Source organism: Dawidia soli (assembly GCF_018598185.1).
Taxonomy (GTDB): Bacteria; Bacteroidota; Bacteroidia; order Cytophagales; family Cyclobacteriaceae; genus Ohtaekwangia; species Ohtaekwangia soli.
Window position 1 is genome coordinate 57758 of record NZ_JAHESC010000020.1, and the last position, 19750, is coordinate 77507.

Below are 19750 nucleotides of genomic sequence, written 5' to 3' on the forward strand. Positions count from 1 at the left end.
AACACAACCACTATAATAAAGATTTACTACCATGGAACACGAGAAAATAGTCGTCGGACTGGACATAGGCACAACCAAGATCTGTGCGATTGTCGGTCGTAAGAATGAATTCGGGAAGCTGGAAGTCCTCGGTATGGGCAAGGCTGAGTCGGAGGGCGTGGTGAAGGGGATCGTATTCAACATCGACAAGACCGTGCATGCGATCGAAAAGGCGATCCGCGACGCCGGTGATCAGGCCGGTATCGACATCGGTGTGGTGAACGTGGGTATTGCCGGTCAGCATATCCGCAGCTTTATCCAACATGGTGGTATTACCCGTTCTTCCAAAGAAGACGAGATCACGATCGACGACGTGGAGCGTCTGACGCAGGATATGTATCGCATGGTGGTGCCTCCGGGCAGCCAGATCATCCACGTCATGCCGCAGGATTATATGGTAGACTATGAAGACGGCATCAAGGAGCCGGTGGGTATGTCGGGTGTACGCCTGGAGGCGGACTTCCACATTATTACCGCCCAAACCAACGCCATCAACAATATCAACAAGTGCGTACGCCGTAAGGGGCTGGAGATCGAAGACCTGATCCTGGAGCCGCTGGCGTCCAGCCTGGCCGTGCTGAACGACGAGGAGAAGGAAGCCGGTGTCTGCCTGATCGACATCGGTGGTGGTACGACGGATATCGCGATCTTTTACGACAACATCATCCGTCACACGGCGGTGATTCCGTTCGGTGGTAACATCATTACCAACGACATCAAGCAGGGGCTGATGGTACTGCCGCAGCAGGCGGAGCAACTGAAGACCCGTTTCGGTAAGGCGATCGCCGAAGAGGCAAGCCCGAACGAGATCGTGTCGATCCCCGGTATCCGCAACCGTGCGGCCAAGGAGATCTCTGTGAAGAACCTGTCGAACATCATCCAGGCCCGCATGGAGGAGATCATCGAGATGGCGCACGCCGAGATCATCGCGTCGGGATTTGAGAACCGGCTGGCGGGTGGTATCGTGATCACCGGCGGCGGTTCGCAACTGGCCAACCTGAAACAACTGGTGGAGTATATGACGGGTATGGATACCCGTATAGGTTACCCGAACGAGCACCTGGGCAAGACCAAGATCGAGGCTGTGAAGAGCCCGATGTATGCGACGGCCGTAGGGCTGGTGTTATCGGGGTTCCGTTCGCTGGACGAGCGGGAAGCGCGCTACAAGGAAGCTCGCGAGGTGGTGAGAGTAGCCCCCAAAGCGAAGAAGCCCGTCGCATCGAGGAATTTCTTCAACGACATCTTGAACAAAACCAAGAGCCTGTTGATCGATGACCTGGACGGTAAGAACGAATATTAAATACAGGGAACTGGCAGAAGAGTATTGGGACTTGAGATTCGGAACGATATTTTTGCCGGTCACAAAAAAAGCAACAACCACTAAAAGTAATAAACATGTTCGAAACAGGATCCTACAAATTTGATGTTCCGAAGAACAGCCCGACGCGGTCGATCATCAAGGTGATCGGTGTGGGTGGCGGCGGAAGCAATGCTGTAAACCACATGTACAAGCAAGGCATCAAAGATGTCGAGTTTGTCGTCTGCAATACCGACGCCCAGGCGCTGAACCTGAGCCCGGTACCGAACAAGCTGCAGATCGGCCTCAACCTCACGGAAGGGCTGGGCTGCGGTGCGAACCCCGAAGTAGGGAAGAACGCTGCGCTCGAAAGCAAAGAGCACATTCGCGAGATGCTGACAGGAACCAAAATGGTTTTCGTCACCGCCGGTATGGGGGGTGGTACGGGAACCGGCGCGGCGCCCGTCATTGCCAAGATCGCCAAGGATATGGACATCCTGACGGTCGGCATCATTACCTCGCCGTTCTCATTCGAAGGAAAGAAAAAAATGGCACAGGCCGAGCTGGGTATCGAAGCCTTGCGTCAAAGCTGTGATACAGTACTGGTCATACTGAACGACAAGCTGCGCGAGATCTACGGTAACCTCTCGATCAACCAGGCCTTTGCCCAGGCCGATAACGTATTGACTACCGGTGCCAAAGGCATCGCCGAGATCATCACCCTGGCCGGCTACGTGAACGTAGACTTCCAGGATGTGCGCACCGTGATGCTGAACGCCGGTGCCGCCGTCATGGGTTCTGCCGAAACCCGCGGCGACGACCGCGCCAAGAAGGCGGCCGAAGGTGCCCTGGCCTCGCCGTTGCTGGACAGCCGCGATATCATGGGAGCGAAGAAAATCCTCCTGTCGATCATCTCGGGTGTGGAAGCCGAGCTGCAGATGGACGAGCTCACCGAAATCACCGAATATATCCAGGAGCAGGCCGGCGAAGAAGCCGAAATGATCTTCGGCCACGGTGTGGACCCCGACCTGGGTGACCGCATCCGCGTAACGGTGATCGCGACGGGTTTTAACCACGAGTCGCCGAAGGTAGGCATGGCCGTTCCTGCCGCGAAGAAGGTAGAAGACGCGAAGAAAGTGCACGACCTGGATCGCAGCACAGAACGCCAACAAGGTTGGTTGTTTAACGGCAACGGTGCCCAAACGCACAGCGACAACTCGGTGAACGAACGCAACTTTGAAGTAAAGGCCAAACAAGAGGTCAAGCCCGAGCGTCCGGAAGAGAACCGTCCGCCCGAGCGTGAGTTTACCTTTACCGGCCCGTTCAATAACAATAAGCAAGAGCCCACCGTGCGTCATGACGACGAGGGGGACGAAGGCCTGTTTCGCGACGACGAGTTTGACGACGTCTCAGTAAAGTATGGCGACCAGATCATCAACGACGACGGTATGATGGAGCTGCGCAATACCAAGCAGCGCCTGCAGCAGCAAGCGCGCGAGCGTCAGGACAAGCTCAAGCAAGTGCGCAAGAGCGAAATGACCAAGGAAGAGTTCAACGAAAAGTGGGCATTGCCCGCCTACCTGCGTCGCGGTGTAAAGATGCAGGACGTGCCGCACTCTTCTGAGCCGTTCATTTCAAAGTATAACCTGAATGATGACAACAGCATTCTGGGTAACAATAAGTTTTTACATGACAATGTAGATTAACAAACGCTGCAGGCACTTGCCTGTAGAGAAAGATATGGCATTCCGGCGCGACAGGTCATTTACTCCATTCGTAGTGGTTGTTGGTGGTAAATATTTTTTGCCGGCACCGGATGCCAATTTTTTAACTGTAGAATAGCGCGCACTTTTTGTCTGCAGCTTTTTATTCAGCAGATGCGCGCAAGGCAGTGCCGGACGTTGACCACGTCCGGCATTTGTTTTTTAGCCGTTTAGTCGCGCAGGTCTTTGCGCATGTATTTGGAACAGATAGGGCACTCCGTCCAGCGATGGCCGCGGGCCGGGCAGAACTTTCGCCCGAAGTAGATGATCTGCAGGTGAGCTTTGTTCCACTTCTCCTGGGGGATGAGCCGTTTCAGATCGTGCTCGGTTTGCTCGACACTTTTGCCATTGGTCAGGCCCCACCGGTAGGCCAGGCGATGGATGTGCGTATCGACCGGGAAGGCCGGCAGCCCGAACCATTGGGTCATGACCACGGACGCTGTTTTGTGTCCTACGGCCGGCAATGCTTCGAGCGCTTCAAAGGTGCCCGGCACTTCGCCGTCGTACTGGTCGATCAGGATCTGCGAAAGGCCGTGAATACCTTTTGACTTCATGGGCGACAGGCCGCACGGTTTAATGATCTCGCGGATCTCCTCCACGCTCATCTTCACCATGTCGTATGGGTTGTCGGCCTGCTTAAAGAGGGCGGGCGTAGTTTTGTTTACCCGCTCGTCGGTACACTGTGCCGAGAGCAACACCGAGACGAGCAGGGTATAGGCGTCTTTGTGATGCAGGGGGATTTCGGGGTTGGGAAAATGATGTTCGAGTATGGCGAGTATATCCGCCACTTTTTCGGCTTTGGTCATGGAACGATACGATCAGGGATACAGCAGGTACTTCTTGCGTTTTTCTTTGAAAGCATCCAGGCCGGGTTGCCAGCTGGCGCGGATCTGCTCTTCGGTCATCCCGGCTTTGATCTGTTGCTGCAGCTCTTCCGTGCCGGCCAGCACGTTAAAAGATTTGATAAAGAACTTCTCTTTATGAGGATACAGTTTATAGATCTTCAGCAGGTATTGCAGGTCCACCTTACGGGCTACCGGCACCTGCCGCAGGTCCATGCCGTAGCAGGTCTCATTCTTGTGCGGTGGCTCGACCGACATGCCCTTGATCACTACCGGGGTGAACCGGAATGTCATGTTGGGTACGTCTTTCAGCGCCGGGCTGCCCAGTATGTTAAAGGGCATCTGCGTGCCACGGCCCAGGCTGATGTCGGTACCTTCAAAGAGGCAGATCGAGGGGTACAGGCGTATGGCCTGGTCGTTCGGCAGGTTGGGAGAAGGCTTGACCGGCAGCGAGTAGTCGTCGGTATGTTTCCAGTTCAGGAGCGGCACCACTTCGAAGTCGCATTTGCGCTGGCCGTCGAGCCAGCCTTCGCCGTTGATCATGCCGGCCATTTCGCCCAGCGTCATGCCGTGGGTGAAGGGAATGGGGTGCATGGCCAGGAAGGACTTGAACTCGGGCTTGCGTACAGGGCCATCGACATAGCTGCCGTTGGGGTTGGGCCGGTCGAGGATGATGAGGTGTTTGTTGTTTTCGGCGCAGGCCTCCATAAGGTAATGCAGCGTGCTGATATAGGTATAGAAGCGGGCGCCGACGTCCTGGATGTCAAAGATAACGATGTCGATATCGGCCAGCTGCCGGGGTGTGGGCTTACGGTTTTTGCCGTAGAGCGATACGACCAGCACGCCGGTTTGGTGATCGATGCTGTCGTTCACATGCTCGCCATCGGCGGCGTTGCCGCGAAAACCGTGCTCGGGCCCAAAGATCTTGACCAGGTTGACGCCCCGGCTTTTGAGGGTATCGGCCAGGTGGGTTTTGTTCACCAGGGCGGTGTTGTTGACGACCAGGGCCACGCGCTTGCCGGCCAGTTTGGGCAGCAATACGTCGAGCCGGGCCGCGCCGACAACCACGTCCGGAGGCGGGGCAGGGGCCTGGGTTGCGACCGGCGGAGGTTCCGTTGCCGGTGTACGGGGGCCGGCGTGGCACCGGACCAGGGCCAGCAGGCAGAGGGCTAACAGCCCGGGTTGGAGCAAAAGAGCGGTTCGGATGGCTGTAGTACGTACTTTCATAAGAACGGGCGGTTGTTTTGCGGACAGTTGATTATGGACCGTTCAAGTCCTACTTTTACGACCATATTTAGCTGAAAAGGTAATAATTAGGCTTGAACCTTTCGTATTTCATATCTAAAAGAATCAGCCGGGAGCAGCGGTCGGGTTTTGCCTCGACGATCCACAAGATCGCCATTGTCAGCATCGGCATTGGGCTGGGTGCTGCCATCGTCTCGTTCCTGATCATGAAGGGGTTTCAGGAAACCATCCAGAATAAAATATACGGCTTCAACGGCCACTTGCTCATCACCAAGCTTACCCCCAGCAACTCCGTGGATGAAGAGCCGATGGATTTTCACATCGACGCGTATGATCATCCCGAGCAATATCCCTATATCCGCCACATGCAGGAGTATGCACACAAGACCGGGTTGGTAAAGACCGAGGATGAAGTGTTGGGGGTCGTGTTTAAAGGTGTCGGCAAAAGCTTTGATCAAAAGGCCTTTCGCGAAAACCTGGTGGCGGGTGAGTTCATCGACTTTCCAGACTCCAGTCATTCCAACCAGGTAGTGATCAGCCAGATCATCGCCGACAAGTTACGGGCGAAGGTCGGCGATTTTATAATTGTACACTTTTTCCAAAACCCGCCACGCTTTCGCAAGCTGAAGATCGCCGGTATTTATGAGACAAATCTGTCGGAGTATTTTGACAGCAAAGTAATTCTGGGTGATATTCGCCTGATCGCCCGGTTGAACGATTGGGCTGAGGGCGTCAGCGGTGGGCTGGAAGTGTTCGTGTATGATCCGGAGCATGCGGAAGAAGCGCGCGAGGTGCTGGCGGAGTCGACCGATTTTGATATGCGTATAGACCTGATCAGCGAGCGCTATCAACAGGTGTTTGAATGGTTGGGGCTTGTAAACCGACAGGTGGTAATTTTGTTATGCATTATACTCACCGTGGTATGTGTAAACATGATTTCGATCGTGTTGATTTTGGTGATGGAGCGTACACAAATGATAGGTATGTTGAAAGCGTTGGGAGGTAACGATCGCCTGGTACGATCGATTTTTATATACCAGGGTTTCAGTCTTGTAATAAAAGGCCTGTTTTTAGGCAATTTGATCGGATTGGGCCTCTGTAGCTTGCAGTATTATTTTAAAATCGCTAAACTGAATCCTCATGACTATTACATGAGTTTTGTGCCCATTAGCTGGCACTGGGAGACCGTAGGGATGCTTAATTTATTGACACTCATGGTTGTTACCGCAGTATTGATTATCCCTACCGAGGTTATTGTCCGTATCCGGCCCATTAAGGCTATTCGTTTTGATTAGTTAATCCGTGGTTATAAGCGTTTAAACTTCAAATAATTTCCTATTTTTGTTGATGTAAGGAGCCCACCTTATATCGAAATGTTTTAATGTTATGCAATTAAAATTCAAAAATCCGGTCAGGCCTGACCTGACCTCAACTATCCAGAAGCGCAACCGCCGGCTTCAGGCGTTCTTTAACGCCAAGAATCTGGATGTGCGGTTGCACGGCGACGCTCAAAATCCGCTCATGGTATTGTGCGGATGCGTAGGACTGTCTGCTTATGTTCACAACTTTGACCTGCGTATGTTGGACAAACCCAACCAGGGAGAGGTTATGCGCATCTTTAAGCTGACAGAGATCGTACAAGGTACACGCGAAGATGTTGTAGAATGGCTGCAGCAGTATCCGCAAATGCCTTTGTATCGTATCCAGCACGCAGGTAGCAAGCTGTTTTTATGTGGTTTCAACTTTGTTGACCGCGAGCAGAAATTAGGCCGGTATCCGGTCTTTGCCCGTGAAGACTACCACATTTACAAACAGCGTGAAGCTGCGGAAGACATCCTCAACATGCTGAAAGAGGACGGTTACGAAGTGGAAATTACCGAGCCCGATCTCGAGCTGGTGAAATCACACGTCGGTCCGATCACTTTTGTCGGCCTGGAGGATTAGCTGACGTGATTTGATCCGTTGGTTCGCGGGCAGGTCAGCTTGTCCGCGAACCAGCGGGTTGGATGTGAGTTGTCCTGAACGCTTAGCGTGCCGCCGTAACGGCTGGGTTGGGAATATACTTTCTGAACCAGCTTTGAATGGTCATTTGCAAGACCCCGAAGAAGGCTTCCTTGAAGATGCCCGGAGACATCTTTGACTCACCGCGTGTGCGGTCGGTAAAGATGATCGGCACTTCTGCCAGCTTGAAGCCGAATTTCCAGGCAAGGAATTTCATCTCGATCTGGAAGGCATATCCCACAAAACGTATCTGGTCGAGCGCGATCGTCTCGAGCACGACACGCCGGTAGCAAACAAAGCCCGCCGTTGTATCGTGTATCGGAATGCTCGTGATCATGCGCACATAGCTGCTGGCAAAGTACGACAACAACACCCGCCCCATGGGCCAGTTCACAACATTTACCCCCGTAGCATAACGCGAGCCGATCGATACATCGCTGCCGTGCTCGGCGCACGAGAGGTATAGATGTACCAGGTCCTTCGGATCGTGCGAGAAGTCGGCATCCATTTCCAGGATGTACTCATAGCCTTTGGCGAGCGCGAATTTGAACCCTGCGATATAGGCGGTTCCCAATCCCTGCTTCCCCGGGCGTTTTAACAGGTGCAGGCGGGTGCCTTGCGTGTTGTAGGTGATCTGAAGTTGCTCGACAATTTCGGCGGTGCCGTCGGGAGAGTTGTCGTCTACAATGAGAATGTCAAAATCCTTGGGCAGTGCAAATACGGTATCGATGATCGCGCGGATATTCTCGCGTTCCTTATACGTGGGAATAATGACGATAGCGTTACTCACGACTGATTTTGGATTATAGCAAAACTAAAAAAAGACTGCGTTTATACAATTCATTCGCGGGGCCAAAGGTCGATTTTTTGCCGTGTGTGGTCGTTTGCGACGGCGCTTATGTCGCGATTGTGTCGCGTGAGCCCAGTTTTTCCCTTTTATTCACCGAACGCGCCCCGGTAAAATTTAACATACGGTGTGCGGCTCGCCGGGGTCTATTTTTGCATTGGCGAAGAATCCGTTACTTTGGCAACGTTCGGCCCGCCGCCACCGCCCAACGGATAACCTGGCTGGCACGGTAATCGTACTACAGAACGCTGACATAAAAACCCTTAAACATTTATAAACATCGTATGAGACAACTATTCTTCGCCGCCGTGTTGCTGGTCCTGGTTTTGCCGGGATACGCGCAACTGTTCGAAGGCACGATCCACTGGAAGATGGAAGCTGAGATCACCGATCCCGCTACCAAAGCCAAGATGGAAGAGGCACAAAAGAAAATGAACGATCCCGCCACGCAGGCGCAGATGAAGGAGCTGGAGGCAAAAATGAACGACCCCCAGTTTAAGGCCATGATGGAAGCCAACCCCCAGATGAAAACGCAAATGGAGGCGATGATCAAGGCTGCGAAAGGAGGCAGCATTCAGTCGTTCATACCGACGGGCTTCGAGCTCAAGACCAAAAATGGCAACGCCCTGACCAGAATGGAGGGCGGGATCATGGCCAATATGGAGGTACTCTACCTGAAGGACAAGAACCAATCGTACCGCATTGACCGCGAAAGCAAAACCTACTCGGTATTGCCGAAAGGAGACGAACACCAGGACGATAAGACCAAGACCCCCGAGGTGAAAGTTACCAAGACGGCGGAAACCAAAAGGATCCTGGACTATACCTGTACCAAGTATGTTGCCGAAAGCACCTACCAGGGCAAAAAGAGCACGCAGATCTTCTGGACCACCACCGACATCAAAGACTTCGATATGAAGGGCATGTCACAACAGCGCCTGGGCAACAATCCGCAACGTTTGTTCTATGAGAAGATCGACGGCGTGCCGCTGCGCATCGAGATGACAGTTCCCGAAGGGAACATGACCATGGAAGTTACCTCTGTGAAACGTCACGCATTACCCGCTGCCGACTTTGCTATACCGGCAGGGTATAAAGAGACACCGCTTTCGATGTTTGGCCGGTAATACGGCGTGTTATCGTGAGAGGAGGATCGGCTTACCCTTCGGTATACCGATCCTTTTTTATTTATCAGCGACAAAAAAAGACCCGGAACGTTAGATCCCGGGTCCTTATACCTGTAAAAGGAAATATAGAATTAGTATCCCAATACTTTCAGCATGCTCTCGGCCGTCTGCTGGGCAGCAAACAGGCGGGTCGTGATCTCGCCGTCTTCGTTGCGGTCGATCAGCACGTGCTGCGGGGCCGGTACGAGGCAGTGTTGAATGCCGCCGTAGCCACCGAGTGATTCCTGGTAAGCACCCGTGTGGAAGAAACCGATGTATAAAGGCTCTTCGTCATTGATCATCGGCAAAAACACCTCGCCCGTGTGGGCTTCGGAGTTGTAGTAGTCCATGCTGTCGCACGTCAGCCCCCCCATGTTCACTTTGTGGTATGGATCGTCCCACTTGTTGGCGGCCAGCAATACGTATTTCTGGTTGAGGCCCCATGCATCGGGCAGGTGGGTGATGAACGAGCCGTCGATCATATACCACAGCTCTTTGTCGTTCTGCAGCTTCTGGTCGATGACGCTGTACAGCACGGCACCGCTTTCGCCTACGGTATAGCTACCGAACTCGGTAAAGATATTCGGTACCGGTACATTATTCTTGTCGCAGATCCACTTGATGTTTTCCACGATCTGCTCGATCATGTACTTGTAATCGTAATGGAATGTGAGCGATGTTTTGATCGGGAAGCCGCCGCCAATGTCGATCGAGTCGAGTGAGGGGCAGATCTTTTTCATTTCGCAATACTTAAAGACGAAGCGGCTCAGCTCGCTCCAGTAGTATGCGGTATCTTTAATGCCGGTGTTGATGAAGAAGTGAAGCATCTTGAGCGATGCCTTTTCACTCTTCTCGATATTTTCGCGATAGAACGGAATAATGTCGCTATAGCGGATGCCCAGGCGCGAAGTATAAAACTCGAACTTGGGTTCTTCGTCGGCCGCCACGCGAATGCCCACGCGGTAGGGATTCTTAACGTTCTTTTCGTATTCCTCGAATTCACCCATCTCGTCCAGGATCGGAATGCAGTTGTGGAAACCGTCGTTGAGGAGGTCGGAGATGTATTGTGTGTACAGCGGCATTTTAAAGCCGTTGCACAATATGTACGTGTCTTTGGTGATCTTGCCTTTGGCGTAGAGGGATCGTACGATGGGAATGTCGAATGCCGACGACGTTTCCATGTGCACGTCTTCATTTTTTACAGCCTCTTCCAGGACAAAGGAAAAGTGCGAAGACTTGGTGCAATAGCAATACGTGTATTTGCCGTTGTATTTGAATTTCTCCAGGGCAGCCTTAAAAAGAGCCTGTACCGAGCGAATATTCTCGCTTATTCGGGGCAGGTAGGTCAGCTTGAGGGGGGTTCCGTATTTTTTGATGATGTCCATCACGGGGACATCGTTAAACAGCAATTCGTGGTCGCGGACCTTAAATTCTTTTTGAGGAAACTCAAAAGTTTGCTCAATCAGTTCGCGGTAGCTCTTCATTTACTCCGTTGTCTGTTAGTCTGTTGAACGTCTTTAAAGGTAATGGCTTTAATTCGGTGCGGAGGGCTTCCTGCGCCGGTCTTTTTATTGTCAGTAGTCTACTACAGGTCGCTTGCGGCTGTTGCAGCGAACAGATAGTGACGAACGCTCTGGCAAAGGGTGCAATATTGGGATAAATTTGCCATCTTTGCAATAATTCATTTGGAACCCATGGTTAATCGCTTTTCCGATCTCATTGTCCCGGCCCACACCGGTCAGCCCGACCTCTAAGGGCGGACGGAAGCGCGTTTTTTTAACTGAATCCTGCGGTTAACCATTTATTCATCAAACCTTAATAGACATTGTCGTGAAAGAGCTAAAGATCATTGAAGTGAAGTCCGAAATCGGTGCCGGAACCCGCGGCGCCAGCCTGGGGGTAGAAGCCATGAAGATCGCCAGCCTCGATCTGCAGTCGGATTTTTTTAAACAACACGATTCCGTAGAAGTAGAAAATGTCAACGAGCTTCTCTTTGACGGTGCCAAGCACGTGCACGCCAAGTTCATCGACGGTGTCATGATCATGGAAGAGCGCGTTTGCCTGGAGGTATACGAAACCATCTTCGACGAATTCTTCCCCCTGGTCATGGCCGGTGACCACAGCACGGCCTACGGAACCATCGCCGGCATCAAGAAAGCACACCCCAAGGCGCGCCTGGGCGTGATCTGGATCGATGCCCACGCCGACATCCACACACCGTTCACCACGCCGTCGGGCAACATGCACGGCATGTCCCTGGCCATGGCCTGTGGTATCGACAACTTTGAGTGTAAGGTCAACGACCCGCTCGGCGAGACCCTCGAGTACTGGGAACAGATCAAGGACGTAGGCATGCCCGGTCCGAAGATCTATCCCGAGGACATTGTGTACATCGGCGTACGCGAGCTGGAGAAACCGGAGAACTACCTGCTGAACAAATACAACGTCAACTTCATCGAGATCGAAGATGTACAGCGCGAAGGCGCGCAAGCCATTGCCCGCAAGGCGTTGGCCATGCTCGACCACTGCGATTTTATCTACGTGTCGTTTGACGTCGACAGCCTCGACAGCCACGTGTCCACGGGCACCGGCACACCGTCGCCCAACGGCCTGACTGTTGCAGAAGCGAAAACGCTTAACACCGAGCTGGCACGCGACCCGAAGGTTTGCGCCTGGGAGATCGTAGAGGTCAACCCCACACTGGATACAGAGAACCGGATGGCGGAGAGTGCCTTCGAGATCATGGAGGCGACGGCCAAGGCCATCGTCAGCCGCCCGGTACTGGCTGAATAATCAGATTTTTTATCATTTAGGCGACGGTTCCTCGAGTAAGGCAATGTACTCGCGGATCGTCGTCATCATGTTGCCGCGGATGATCGGGTCGGTCACAAACTTGGGTATGTTCGCGGGTTTGGACAAAATGCGGTAGGTGGCTTTGGTGCGGTGGGGCGAGAGTCGTTCCAGGCGCCAACTGCCGGCCAGCTCCATGCGCGTAACGCCCTTGCGCACGGGCGCACGCACGGCGTCGACGTACGATTCAAAGGTGATGAACAGGCTGCCTGGGTTTTCGCGAACAAGGCGGTAGATCAGGTAATGGTCCTGGTCGCTGACCGGCCAGGGTATGTCGTGATAGGAATATTCGAACCACGTGGTTGTATCGGGTTGTTTGTACACTTCAAACTCGGATACATGGCTTTGCCAGCGCTCGATCAGCGCTTCGTTCTGAATGAGGTGTAGTCCCTCGTAAATGGTGTTGTTAAAGAAAAATTCGCCCTTTACTTCCCGCGCATCCAGCGGTGGAGTGGTCTTCGGAAACGTGATCCAGCGCTCGTAGATGCTGATATCGCCGTCTTTTTTTACCAGTTCAAACCCCTCGTTGTCCTGTGCTTTCGTGGCAAGGGCCGCGAAACTACAAAACACCCATACGTACATCTTCATAGATCTTTAATAATTTACCAATAAGCGCGCTGGTTTTGATAACGCGCAATCTTTAGTTTTTCTTAATTTCGCCCCGGAATTTGAATAACACAAGTCATGAGCCAGAACAGACCAATATCGTCGTTTATTGAAAAGAATTTTCTGCATTTTAACGCTGCTGCGTTAGTAGATGCCGCAAAAGGCTACAAGCAACACATTGCCGAAGGCAAGAAAATGATGGTAACGCTGGCCGGCGCCATGAGTACAGGCGAGCTGGGCATCAGCTTTGCCGAAATGATCCGCCAGAACAAGGTGCACATCATTTCCTGCACCGGTGCCAACCTCGAAGAGGACATCATGAACCTGGTGGCGCACTCGCACTATAAGCGCATTCCCAACTACCGCGACCTCACCCCTGAGCAGGAGTGGGGCCTGCTGGAGAACCACCTCAATCGTGTAACCGATACGTGTATTCCAGAAGAGGAAGCGTTCCGCCGTCTGCAAAAGCACCTGTTCCAGGTGTGGAAAGACGCCGAAGACGCCGGCGAGCGCCTGTTTCCGCACGAGTTTATGTTCCGCATGCTGAACAGCGGCGACCTGAAACAATATTACGAGATCGACCCCAGGAACTCCTGGATGATCGCAGCGGCCGAGCGCAACATGCCGATGGTCGTGCCGGGCTGGGAAGACTCTACTATGGGCAATATCTTCGCATCGTACGTATTAACGGGCGAGCTGAAGGCCAGCACCATGAAGTCCGGTATCGAATACATGGTATGGCTGGCAGACTGGTATACCGAAAACTCCGGCAAGGACGGTATCGGCTTCTTCCAGATCGGTGGCGGTATTGCCGGTGACTTTCCGATCTGCGTGGTGCCGATGCTGCACCAGGACCTGGAACGCGACAATGTTCCATTTTGGAGCTACTTCTGCCAGATCAGCGACTCGACAACCAGCTATGGCTCGTACTCGGGCGCGGTACCCAACGAGAAAATTACGTGGGGCAAGCTGAGCATCGAAACGCCTAAATTTATTGTTGAATCGGATGCGACCATCGTCGCGCCCCTGATGTTTGCCTACATACTCGAGTGGTAGCACGGGTATCTTTTTTATGAACGTAGATCAGTCACTTCGCACAGCGGTCAAACAAGCGGCCGAGGCCCTGTTTGGACAACCGCTGGAAACCATACAACTCCAACCCACCAACGCCGAGTTTGAAGGGTCGCATACCGTGGTGTGCTTCCCCCTGACCAAACTGTCGCGCAAGGGCCCCGAAGAAACAGCGCGCCTGGTAGGCGACTACCTGGTGCAGCATGCCGGCATTGTCAGCAAATACAATGTGGTAAAGGGCTTCCTGAATCTTGTCCTGAGCGACCAGGTATGGGTAGATGTACTGCGCGCGATTGTTGCCAACCCGCACTACGGTCAGCTGCCGGACAACGGGCAGGAGATCATGATCGAATACTCGTCGCCCAATACCAACAAGCCCTTGCACCTCGGCCACCTGCGCAACAACTTCCTGGGCTGGAGCGTAAGCGAGATTTACAAGAACAACGGCTATACCGTACGTAAAGTACAGATCATCAACGACCGCGGTATCCACATCTGTAAGTCGATGGCTGCCTGGAAGCTGTATGGCGACGGCGAGACGCCGCAGAGCAGCGGCATGAAGGGCGATCACCTGGTGGGCAAGTACTATGTGCTGTTCGAGTCGCAGTTCCGGAAAGAGATCGGAGAGTTGATTGATAAGCGCAATGCAGAACAACCTTTCATTGAGGTGATGAGTATTTTCTTCCGTGAAAATCCAACTGCAACTAATTTCGTTTTCGACTATGAGGGAGACGCGCCGTTCGTTGTAGAGCGTAGCAATACTTCTGTGCAATATGTTGAGTGGGAAGCGCTCAGGAAGATATTAGTGAAAACATTCGATGATATTTCCAGGCTGGTGCAAGGAAAAAAGAAGGGTGCTTCACTGATGTATGAATGGCTGAAGCCTGTACTGAGCGAGGAAACTATATTTACAAAAGCGCAAGATATGCTGCGCAAGTGGGAGCAGAAGGACCCCGACACGGTGGCCCTCTGGCAAACCATGAATGGTTGGGTGTACGATGGTTTTGGCGCTACCTACGCCCGCATGGGTGTAGATTTTGATAAGTTGTATTACGAATCAGACACCTACCTGCTGGGCCGCGACGAAGTGCTGAGAGGCCTGGAGAAAGGTATATTCTTTAAGAAGGAAGACGGCTCCGTCTGGGTAGACCTGACAGCCGACGGTCTGGACCAAAAAGTATTGCTGCGTTCCGATGGCACATCGGTATATATGACGCAGGACATCGGCACGGCCATTTTGCGTTTCCGCGATTTCCCGAAGATCACCGGTCAGGTATATACCGTGGGCAATGAGCAGGAATATCACTTCAAGGTGTTGTTCCTGATCCTGGGCAAACTGGGCTACGACTGGGCCAAGCGTTGCTTCCACCTTTCCTACGGCATGGTCGACCTGCCTACCGGCAAGATGAAGTCGCGTGAGGGAACCGTGGTAGATGCCGACGACCTCATGCAGGAAATGTACGAGGAGGCAGAAAAGCAAACCCGTGAGCTGGGCAAGTTAGAAGACATGAGTGGCGAAGAGGCCAAGCGTCTTTTTAATATGATCGGACTCGGCGCGCTGAAGTTCTTCCTGCTGAAGGTAGATCCCAAAAAACGCATGTTATTTGACCCGCAGGAGTCGATCCAGCTGCAAGGCTTTACCGGTCCGTTTGTACAGTACACCCACGCACGCATCCGCTCCATCCTTCGCAAGGCCGACAGCATGGGGCTGCGGGTATCTGCAGCCGATCTGAATAGTGTGATCGCGCTGGAGCCCGCAGAGCGTGAAGCGCTGCAAGTGTTGAGCATATTTGAAACCAAAGTGCAGGAAGCAGCGCGGGAATACGCCCCTTCCATCATTGCTAATTATGCCTACGACCTGGCGAAGGAATACAACAAATTCTACCAAAGTGTTCCGATCTTGCCCGAGACAGATGCAAATAAATTAAAGTTCCGCATTGCCTTGTCCCGGTCTATTGCCGACGCCATAAAGCGTGCCATGTACATGCTGGGTATCGACGTACCCGAGCGGATGTAAGTCGTATCCATTGCTGGCGCAAGAGTTAGCGCGCAGCGCGTCTCTTGTGCCTATACTGTCGCCAGTTTGCAACTGGCGGGCAGAAACAAGATCTGACGAAAAAGGCCGTCCTGATATTGCCGGGACGGCCTTTTTTTTATTTCAGCGTAGATTTATTCCTTTATGATTTTCTCTTTGCGGATAGTCAGGTCATGCCTCTCAACCACCACAATGTGCACACCAGGCTTCAGCTGCTGTACAGAGATAGCGCTGCCGGGGTTTTCCACCGTCATCATTCGCTGACCGCCGATGGTGTAAATGCTCACGCGTTTCACATGCTCCGCAGCGTGTATGGACAGCTGGTCCCGCACAGGGTTCGGCGAAAGCACCACGGCGTTCTCTTCCTGTAACGTTACCGCAGCGACCGTCTTGTTTTCAGATTGACTACGCGCGCTGGCGGCGGCGGTACTCGCCACGGTTATGTGGTTCAGGTTGAATCCGCCGGTGGAGGTCGCAATCCCGATGGAGTACGTACCGGCAGGCAACGTTACGTCGTGCGATACATTCGTCCAGTTTTGCCAGCCGCCGGTGTTGGGAATCGTCACGCTACCCAGCTGGGTGGCGCCGGCATCTTTCTCCAGCCGCAGTGTTGTGCCGCCATTCGGCGACGCCACACGATACGTGACGCGATACGTGCCAGCCTGCGGTATCGTAATGTCATAGGCCATCCAGTCACCCGCGTCGATCCAGCCCACGTTCAGTCCGCCACCGGTGTCGGTAGTGGCTTCGGTTTGCACGCCTGCCATATAGGTCCACGACTCCGCCTGGATCACCGTGCTGAACCCGTTGCCACCGGTTGTACCGGCAAAGCCCCCGATCGTAACAGTCGCCCGTATAGGCGAAGAAGCATTGACGGTCGATGACTGGTCGAACGCATCGTCGTAGCAGAAGCCGTACGAGAAGCCCTCGTGGCTCAGGGCAGTGTTGTGCCAGAATTTAGCATACCAGTTATAGGGCGATGTGCCGTAATAGCCCGTAGCAGGTCCGAAGTTCTGCGTTGCGCCGGTGGCCAGGTTGAGGTTGATGGCGTGGCGGTTAATAGCAGCACAGATTTGCGTCTGCACGGCTTTGTCTATACCGCTGCCGGCGGCCAGTACGCCGCTGCCTTCCAGCGCTTCGATGGTGGTGGGCTTGCGTGTGATCGTCGCGATCGCCCCGTCAGAGGCGCGCGTAAACGTAAAGGTTTGTCCGGATACGCGCCCGCGCCACGTGCCGACATCGCCGCCGTTGAACACGAGGTCGCCGGAAGTATATTTCGACCAGATGGCGTCAATATAGCCGCCAAAATAATTGGCTTGCGCGCCGCCGGGTAAGAAGGCTTGTGTCTTCGACGGGCAATGGATAATGCCTTTAGCAACATCATAGCAGCTCGCAAATTGCGACGGGGCCGTAGACTGCCACAGGGCCAGGACTTCAGCATGCGTTTTAATCTCGCCCACTTTTTTATAGAAGTTGTTATTACCCCAGACTTCCAGACCCATCGGATATTGATAGGCATCGACACGCGTCGTGTTGGCCCATAATCCGTTGGTGGCGTTGGCCAGCTCGATGATCTCATAGCGAACGCCCTGGTTCGGGTCGTTGGGGTTGGCCAGGTTCGGCGCGGCATAACCACCCGTGGCGCCGAAGAAATACAAATAAAGTTGCGAGTTGAATGCGATCAGGATCCGGCATCCGACGATACCCGGTATCTGGATCGTTTTATTGGGAATTTCACTCAGGCGTGCAAAACAGTTGGCATACCGGCCATTGCCACCGGGGCCCTGGTCACCGTTGTATACCGGCCCCTGCACGGTATTGTCGGCCGTGCTCATGGTCCGCACCGCGCCGGTGCGCGTATCGATCCAAACGTGGTTATCGTTGATGATACCAACCACTGCTACATACACATTGGCGTCGGTATAGGCCGATCTGTTTTGCAGCGTAAAGGGTATCGTAGGCTGGCTCCAGGCCTGACTGGCATAAAGCACGAAGGCGATAGCAATGATCGCCGGCAGGCGGAAATTCCACCTGCGGTAAAGTAGGGTGTTCATAGATGTTGTGTGTTTCGGGTACTCCGTAAAGCTAAGGGAATAGCCACACCAACACCGGGCGACTGATTGAGCGGTACCGCTCAGTTATTAAAAGGCAGGAAGCAGACAAAAAACAGAGGCCTTCCCGAAAATAGGGGAAGGCCTCTGCTGTTCTATTGCAAAGAAGCGATTAGCTCTTCACCACTTCTACGTTCAGGTTCAGCTTCACGTCGTCACCGACAACCATGCCACCCGCTTCTGTCAGGGCGCTCCAGCTCAGGCCGAAATCTTTACGGTTGATCTTACCGTTCAGTTCAAAACCGGCCTTGATGTTGCCCCAGGGATCTTTCATGATGCCACCGTATTCTACATCCAGGGTAACAGACTTTGTTACGCCGCGTACCGTCAGGTCGCCGGTCAGCGCATAGCTGTCGGCAGATTTTTTCTTCAGCACACCGTTCTTAAAAGTGATGCTCGGGTGTTGAGCCGCTGCAAAGAAATCGTCAGACTTCAGGTGGCCGTCGCGGTCGGCCTGGTTGGTATCGATGCTGTCCACGTCCAGGCTGAACGAAGCCTTGGCGCCGTCGAAGTTCTCACCATCAGCCTCGATGCTGCCCGAGAACTTTTTGAACGCTCCCGTAACGGTAGAGATCACCAGGTGTTTTACTTTGAATTGTACCTCGCTGTGGGTAGGGTCGATGTTCCAGATAGTTGCCATAATCTTTAAAGTTTTTATTGTGTTAGAATGTTTTTCGTCGTTTTGACAATACAAAAGTAGCCGCTCACCCCACCGGGATCGCTTGACATAGAACAAGAAAGATTAGATAGTTTATTGAACTAGGTTAAGACCGGCCCTGCAATCAGGACTTTTCCATCAGCCGGCGACGCACCTTGCTGAGGAATTCCGGTGTAATGCCCAGGTAGGAGGCGATGTATTTCAGGGGCACGTACTGCTCCAAAGATGGGTATTTTTCACGGAATTGCTGATAACGCTCGTCGGCCGTGGCCGAATAGCTCTGAATAATGCGGTGCTGCTGGGTGATGAGTGAATTCTGGAAGATAATGCGGAAATACCGCTCAAAACGCGGTATCCGCTCCAGCAGCTGCTCCATGCTGGCCTTGGGCAGCAACCATACCTCGCTGTCGGCCAGGCCCTTGGTCGTGTAAATGGACGGGATCTGTTTGGTAAAGCTGTGCAGGTCGCCCGTCCACCAGCCCGTGGTGGCAAACTGGATCACGTGGTCGACATCCTCCTTATCCGTAAAATAGGTCATCAGGCAGCCGGCATTGACAAAGATAAAACACCGTGTCAGCTCACCCTCCCGCTCGATCATCTCGCCCTGGCGTACCCGCTGGGGCAGCAGGAGGGAAGTGAAAAAGGCCGTCTCATCATCCGTCAGGGAGATGTGACGCCCAATGGCGGAAAGGATCGTGGCCGTGTTCATGGACGGTAAAAATAATAACTTTGCGGAATGGATGTAGACCGGTTTCGTGAGCAGGCAAAAAAACGCGCCCCCGAGAACAAGAAGTTTCTGCAAGGGTTGAAACGCAAGGATCCGCGCGTGGTGGATGACCGTTTCCACCAGGCCCACGAGGATGTCTTCGAAGAGATCGACTGCCTGGCCTGCGCGAACTGCTGCAAGACCACCAGCCCCATATTCTACCAGCACGACATCGAGCGCGCCGCCAGGGCCCTGCGCATGAAGCCGGGCGACTTCGTGGAGAAGTACCTGCGCATAGACGAAGACAAAGACTACGTGCTGCAAACGGCCCCATGCCCCTTTCTGGACCACGATAACTATTGCAGCATCTACGAAGACCGACCCAAAGCGTGTCGCGAATACCCGCACACCGACCGAAAGAAGATGGTGCAGATCCTGGAGTTGACCTATAAGAACACGCTGGTCTGCCCTGCGGTGTTGGAAATGACGGAAAGATTAAAGAAGATATTCTAA

17 protein-coding genes are annotated in these 19750 nt (G+C 53.3%); 9 read left to right on the forward strand and 8 right to left on the reverse strand.

Annotated elements, in window-relative coordinates; genetic code table 11:
- Window positions 1-31 precede the first annotated feature (31 nt).
- On the forward strand, window positions 32-1339 hold the full coding sequence (ftsA, locus tag KK078_RS14750) for a cell division protein FtsA (RefSeq protein ID WP_254091053.1): 1308 nt from the start codon (window positions 32-34) through the stop codon (window positions 1337-1339).
- 95 nt (window positions 1340-1434) lie between these two features.
- Window positions 1435-3042, forward strand: a complete 1608-nt coding sequence (gene ftsZ / locus KK078_RS14755; protein ID WP_254091054.1) for a cell division protein FtsZ — start codon at window positions 1435-1437, stop codon at window positions 3040-3042.
- Window positions 3043-3269: 227 nt separating this feature from the next.
- Here ftsZ and nth read toward each other — a convergent pair whose 3' ends face one another.
- Both nth and KK078_RS14765 read right to left on the reverse strand, forming a co-directional pair.
- Complete coding sequence (gene nth / locus KK078_RS14760) at window positions 3270-3905, reverse strand: endonuclease III (RefSeq protein WP_254091055.1); 636 nt, start codon at window positions 3903-3905, stop codon at window positions 3270-3272.
- Between the two features lie 12 nt (window positions 3906-3917).
- The gene (locus KK078_RS14765; protein WP_254091056.1) at window positions 3918-5168 is read right to left on the reverse strand and encodes an exo-beta-N-acetylmuramidase NamZ family protein; all 1251 of its coding nucleotides are present in this window, start codon (window positions 5166-5168) and stop codon (window positions 3918-3920) included.
- Between the two features lie 92 nt (window positions 5169-5260).
- On the opposite strand from KK078_RS14765, the gene KK078_RS14770 reads away from it, so the two are divergent.
- Window positions 5261-6481 (forward strand): ABC transporter permease, encoded by a 1221-nt coding sequence (locus tag KK078_RS14770; protein WP_254091057.1) that lies wholly within the window; start codon window positions 5261-5263, stop codon window positions 6479-6481.
- Between the two features lie 91 nt (window positions 6482-6572).
- The gene (locus KK078_RS14775) at window positions 6573-7130 is read left to right on the forward strand and encodes a hypothetical protein (protein WP_254091058.1); all 558 of its coding nucleotides are present in this window, start codon (window positions 6573-6575) and stop codon (window positions 7128-7130) included.
- Between the two features lie 82 nt (window positions 7131-7212).
- Here KK078_RS14775 and KK078_RS14780 read toward each other — a convergent pair whose 3' ends face one another.
- Window positions 7213-7977, reverse strand: coding sequence for a polyprenol monophosphomannose synthase (locus KK078_RS14780; RefSeq protein WP_254091059.1), 765 nt, complete (start codon window positions 7975-7977; stop codon window positions 7213-7215).
- Window positions 7978-8318: 341 nt separating this feature from the next.
- On the opposite strand from KK078_RS14780, the gene KK078_RS14785 reads away from it, so the two are divergent.
- Window positions 8319-9161, forward strand: a complete 843-nt coding sequence (locus KK078_RS14785) for a DUF4412 domain-containing protein (protein ID WP_254091060.1) — start codon at window positions 8319-8321, stop codon at window positions 9159-9161.
- Between the two features lie 131 nt (window positions 9162-9292).
- On the opposite strand, the gene KK078_RS14790 is transcribed toward KK078_RS14785, so the two are convergent.
- Window positions 9293-10684, reverse strand: coding sequence for a type III PLP-dependent enzyme domain-containing protein (locus KK078_RS14790; RefSeq protein ID WP_254091061.1), 1392 nt, complete (start codon window positions 10682-10684; stop codon window positions 9293-9295).
- Window positions 10685-11030: 346 nt separating this feature from the next.
- On the opposite strand from KK078_RS14790, the gene KK078_RS14795 reads away from it, so the two are divergent.
- Window positions 11031-11993, forward strand: coding sequence for an arginase (locus tag KK078_RS14795; protein ID WP_254091062.1), 963 nt, complete (start codon window positions 11031-11033; stop codon window positions 11991-11993).
- A gap of 12 nt (window positions 11994-12005) precedes the next feature.
- On the opposite strand, the gene KK078_RS14800 is transcribed toward KK078_RS14795, so the two are convergent.
- The gene (locus tag KK078_RS14800; RefSeq protein ID WP_254091063.1) at window positions 12006-12638 is read right to left on the reverse strand and encodes an SRPBCC family protein; all 633 of its coding nucleotides are present in this window, start codon (window positions 12636-12638) and stop codon (window positions 12006-12008) included.
- A 96-nt stretch (window positions 12639-12734) separates the two neighbouring features.
- On the opposite strand from KK078_RS14800, the gene KK078_RS14805 reads away from it, so the two are divergent.
- Window positions 12735-13712: a deoxyhypusine synthase family protein gene (locus tag KK078_RS14805; RefSeq protein ID WP_254091064.1), complete on the forward strand. Its 978-nt coding sequence runs from the start codon at window positions 12735-12737 to the stop codon at window positions 13710-13712.
- Between the two features lie 16 nt (window positions 13713-13728).
- Entirely contained in the window at window positions 13729-15744 is a 2016-nt protein-coding gene (argS, locus tag KK078_RS14810) for an arginine--tRNA ligase (RefSeq protein WP_254091065.1), read from the forward strand.
- 152 nt (window positions 15745-15896) lie between these two features.
- On the opposite strand, the gene KK078_RS14815 is transcribed toward argS, so the two are convergent.
- The 3 genes from KK078_RS14815 to KK078_RS14825 form a co-directional block, all read right to left on the reverse strand.
- Window positions 15897-17816 carry a beta-1,3-glucanase family protein gene (locus KK078_RS14815; protein WP_254091066.1) on the reverse strand — a complete coding sequence of 640 codons (1920 nt, stop codon included), beginning with the start codon at window positions 17814-17816 and terminating at the stop codon, window positions 15897-15899.
- A 169-nt stretch (window positions 17817-17985) separates the two neighbouring features.
- Window positions 17986-18513, reverse strand: coding sequence for a YceI family protein (locus KK078_RS14820; protein WP_254091067.1), 528 nt, complete (start codon window positions 18511-18513; stop codon window positions 17986-17988).
- Between the two features lie 142 nt (window positions 18514-18655).
- Entirely contained in the window at window positions 18656-19240 is a 585-nt protein-coding gene (locus KK078_RS14825; RefSeq protein WP_254091068.1) for a Crp/Fnr family transcriptional regulator, read from the reverse strand.
- Between the two features lie 27 nt (window positions 19241-19267).
- On the opposite strand from KK078_RS14825, the gene KK078_RS14830 reads away from it, so the two are divergent.
- On the forward strand, window positions 19268-19750 hold the full coding sequence (locus KK078_RS14830) for a YkgJ family cysteine cluster protein (RefSeq protein ID WP_254091069.1): 483 nt from the start codon (window positions 19268-19270) through the stop codon (window positions 19748-19750).